Source organism: Actinophytocola sp., from assembly GCF_036402745.1.
GTDB lineage: Bacteria > Actinomycetota > Actinomycetes > Mycobacteriales > Pseudonocardiaceae > Actinophytocola.
Genome location: NZ_DASWSJ010000301.1, coordinates 1 through 4,234, shown reverse-complemented (window position 1 = coordinate 4,234; position 4,234 = coordinate 1). Strand labels below are relative to the sequence as shown.

Here is a 4,234-nt window from a genome sequence, read left to right as displayed (position 1 = left end):
GTGGGCGCAGCAGGATTCGAACCTGCGGCCGCTCGGGTGTAAGCCGAGTGCTCTTCCGCTGAGCTATACGCCCTTCCCCGGCGGCCCACCAGGGACCGCCGGGCAAGAAAGATCAGGCCGGCAGGGCGGCCACCGCCTTCTTCCAGGCGTCCTGGTCGCGGGCCTCGCCCGGCTGGTTGATCTCCGTGAAGCGGACCACGCCCGCCTTGTCGATCAGGAACGTGCCCCTGTTCGCCAGGCCGGCCGCCTCGTTGAAGACACCGTACGTCGTGGCGACGGCGCCGTGCGGCCAGAAGTCCGACAGCAGCGGGAACTGGTAGTTCTGCTGCTGCGCCCACGCCTTCAGGCTGAACGGCGTGTCCACCGACACGCCGAGAACCTGGACATCCGCCGACGAGTAGTCGGCCAGCTCATCGCGGAGCTGGCACAGCTCACCCTGGCAGATGCCGCTGAACGCGAACGGGTAGAACACCAGTAACACGTTGGACTTCCCGCGGAAGGACGACAACGCAACCTGCTGGTTGTTGTAGTCCTTGAGCGTGAACTCCGGCGCCTTCGAACCGATTTCGACCGCCATCCGTGCATCCTCCTGCTGTACGTCTCCGGGTGCGGCGCAAGCCTAAGCCACCCGGGTTAACGTCTCAGCGCTTGGACTTCGCGGACTTCGGCGACACGAGCCGGGTGGCCGACCAGTCGCCGCTGACGCTGATGCTCGACGTCTGCGCCAGCCCCGCGGTTGGCACCGCCTCGGCAATCTCGCTCGGCTCGACGTGCCCGTCGCGGCCGGTCTTGGGGGTCAGGACCCAGATCACACCCGAGTCGGCCAGGGGGCTGATGGCATCCATGAGGGCGTCGACCAGGTCGCCGTCCTCCTCGCGCCACCACAGCAGGACCACATCGACGACCTCGACGGCGTCCTCGTCGAGCAGATCGCTGCCGATCCGTTCCTCGATCGCGGCACGCACGCCGTCGTCAACGTCCTCGTCCCAACCGATCTCCTGGACGACCATGCCAGGCTCGATTCCGAGCCTCTCGGCGACGCCGGCCTTGCCGGCGTCTCCCGCGGCGACCACGGCTTCCACTCCTCCTCGACGCATCGCGGCGACCGGACCAAGCCTCCGCTAAACGGTATTGGGATAGCGAACACTGAGCGTGCCCACCTGCGCAACCACCCACGCCGGGTGTACTCGCCGGTAACGATGACGCGAGCAGCCGTCGAGACGACGATGATGGTGGTGATGGCAGAGTTAACACCATGAGCGCAGGCACTGGAGATCCCTTGGCTACGCAGAACAGCGGAAACAGCGGCAAGCAACCCGAGCGGGTCCGCGTCATCCGGGACGGCCTCGCCGCCCACCTCCCGGACATCGACCCGGACGAGACCGCCGAATGGCTGGAGTCGTTCGACGCGATGCTGTCCGCCGGCGGACAGCAACGCGCCCGCTACCTCATGCTTCGCCTGCTGGAGCGCGCCCGGGAGAGCCGGGTCGGCGTCCCCGCGCTCACCAGCACGGACTACGTCAACAGCATCCCCACCGACAAGGAGCCCTGGTTCCCGGGCGACGAGGAGGTGGAGCGCCGGTACCGGGCGTGGATCAGGTGGAACGCGGCCATGACCGTGCATCGCGCGCAGCGCCCCGGGGTGGGCGTCGGCGGGCACATCTCGACCTACGCGTCCTCGGCGACGCTCTACGAGGTCGGCTTCAACTGGTTCTTCCGCGGCAAGGACCACCCCGGCGGCGGCGACCAGGTGTTCTTCCAGGGCCACGGCTCCCCCGGCATGTACGCGCGCGCGTTCCTCGAGGGGCGCCTGTCCGCCGACCAGCTCGACGGCTTCCGCCAGGAGCTCTCGCACGGCGGCCCCGGCGCGGGCCTGCCGTCCTACCCGCACCCGCGGCTCATGCCGGACTTCTGGGAGTACCCCACGGTCTCGATGGGCCTGGGCCCGATGAACTCGATCTACCAGGCGCGGTTCAACCGCTACCTGCACGACCGCGGTATCAAGCAGACCAACGACCAGCGCGTCTGGGCGTTCCTCGGCGACGGCGAGATGGACGAGCCGGAGTCCCGCGGCCTCATCCACGTCGCGGCCAACGAGGGCCTCGACAACCTCACCTTCGTCATCAACTGCAACCTGCAGCGGCTCGACGGCCCGGTGCGCGGCAACGGCAAGATCATCCAGGAGCTGGAGTCCTTCTTCCGCGGCGCCGGCTGGAACGTGATCAAGGTCATCTGGGGCCGGGAGTGGGACACGCTCCTGCATGCCGACCGCGACGGCGCGCTCATCAACCTGATGAACACCACCCCGGACGGCGACTACCAGACCTACAAGGCCAACGACGGCGCCTTCGTCCGCGAGCACTTCTTCGGGCGCGACCCGCGCACCAAGGAGCTCGTCACGCCGATGAGCGACCAGGAGATCTGGAACCTCAAGCGCGGCGGCCACGACTACCGCAAGGTCTACGCGGCCTACCAGGCGGCCGTGGAGCACCACGGCCAGCCGACGGTGATCCTGGCCAAGACGATCAAGGGCTACAACCTGGGTCCGCACTTCGAGGGGCGCAACGCGACCCACCAGATGAAGAAGATGACCCTCGACGACCTCAAGCTCTTCCGCGACACGCTGCGCATCCCGGTGGCCGACGCGGAGCTCGAGGAGAACCCGTACCTGCCGCCGTACTACCACCCGGGCCCCGACGCGCCGGAGATCCAGTACCTGCTCGAGCGGCGCCGCCAGCTCGGCGGGTTCGTACCCGAGCGCCGCAAGAAGACCAAGGCGCTGGTGCTGCCGGGCGACAAGGTCTACGACGTGATCCGGCGCGGCTCGGGCAAGCAGGAGGTCGCCACCACGATGGCGTTCGTCCGGCTGGTCCGCGACCTCGCGAAGGACCCGGAGATCGGCCCCCGGCTGGTGCCGATCATCCCGGACGAGGCGCGCACGTTCGGCATGGACTCGATGTTCCCGACGCAGAAGATCTACAACCCGCACGGCCAGCTCTACACCTCGGTCGACGCGTCGCTCATGCTGTCCTACAAGGAGAGCGAGCAGGGCCAGATCCTGCACGAGGGCATCAACGAGGCCGGCTCGACGGCGTCGTTCACCGCGGCGGGCACGTCGTACGCCACGCACGGCGAGCCGATGATCCCGATCTACATCTTCTACTCGATGTTCGGCTTCCAGCGCACCGGCGACGGGCTGTGGGCCGCGGCAGACCAGATGGCGCGCGGGTTCATCCTCGGCGCCACCGCCGGGCGCACCACGCTCACCGGCGAGGGCCTGCAGCACGCCGACGGGCACTCGCTGATGCTCGCGGCCACCAACCCGGCGGTGCTCGCCTACGACCCGTCGTGGTCGTTCGAGATCGCGCACATCGTCCGCGACGGCCTGCGGCGGATGTACGGCGAGCAGGCGGAGGACATCTACTACTACGTCACCGTCTACAACGAGCCGTACGTGCAGGCGCCCGAGCCGGAGAACCTCGACGTCGAGGGGCTGCTGCGCGGGCTCTACCGCTACGAGAGCGCGCCGGAGGGCGACGGGCCGCGGGCGCGGATCATGGTGTCCGGCGTGGCGATGCCGTGGGCGCTGCGGGCGCGCGAACTGCTCCGCGACGAGTGGAACGTGCGGGCCGAGGTGTGGTCGGCGACGTCGTGGTCGGAGCTGCGCAGGGACGCGGTCGAGACCGACCGGCACAACTTCCTGCACCCCGAGGCGGAGCCGCGCCGGCCGTACGTGACGCGGGTGCTGTCCGAGGGCGCGGGCCCGGTGGTGGCCGCGTCGGACTGGATGCGCGGCGTGCCGGACCTGATCCGGCCGTGGGTGCCCACCGACATGCTCACGCTGGGCACCGACGGGTTCGGTTTCTCCGACACCCGACCGGCGGCCCGGCGCCACTTCCTGGTCGACGCCGAGTCGATCACGGTGGGCGCGCTCGCGGCCCTGGCGCGACGCGGTGAGGTGCCGAAGTCCACGGTCGTGGACGCCGCCCGCAAGTACCGCATCGACGACATCACCGCGGCTGGCCCGCAGACGTCCGACCCCGGGGTTGCCTGACTCTGGGTAGCGCCTCTGACCTGCACTGACGAACCTTTGCCACTTTCGGGGTACACCGCTGGCGCCCTCCCCCCAGTCCGTCCATAGTGGAATTACCGGTGGGGACCGGGGAGAGGGGCCGCCCGGCGGCGTGCGCACCGCCACGCCGGGCGGCTCCGCGCCCCCCTGTTCGGTGTCCCT

At 69.3% G+C, this 4,234-nt stretch carries 3 protein-coding genes and 1 tRNA gene; 1 reads left to right on the top strand and 3 read right to left on the bottom strand.

The features are described 5' to 3' along the window. Position 1 precedes the first annotated feature (1 nt). The 3 genes from VGD70_RS28135 to VGD70_RS28125 form a co-directional block, all read right to left on the bottom strand. Positions 2-73, bottom strand: a tRNA-Val gene (locus VGD70_RS28135). Between the two features lie 39 nt (positions 74-112). Beyond that, entirely contained in the window at positions 113-577 is a 465-nt protein-coding gene (locus tag VGD70_RS28130; protein WP_331086549.1) for a peroxiredoxin, read from the bottom strand. Between the two features lie 64 nt (positions 578-641). Continuing rightward, positions 642-1,073: a DUF3052 domain-containing protein gene (locus VGD70_RS28125; protein WP_331086551.1), complete on the bottom strand. Its 432-nt coding sequence runs from the start codon at positions 1,071-1,073 to the stop codon at positions 642-644. 182 nt (positions 1,074-1,255) lie between these two features. Between VGD70_RS28125 and aceE the strand changes: the two genes are divergently transcribed. After that, positions 1,256-4,054, top strand: coding sequence for a pyruvate dehydrogenase (acetyl-transferring), homodimeric type (gene aceE / locus VGD70_RS28120; protein ID WP_414638079.1), 2,799 nt, complete (start codon positions 1,256-1,258; stop codon positions 4,052-4,054). Positions 4,055-4,234: the final 180 nt, after the last annotated feature.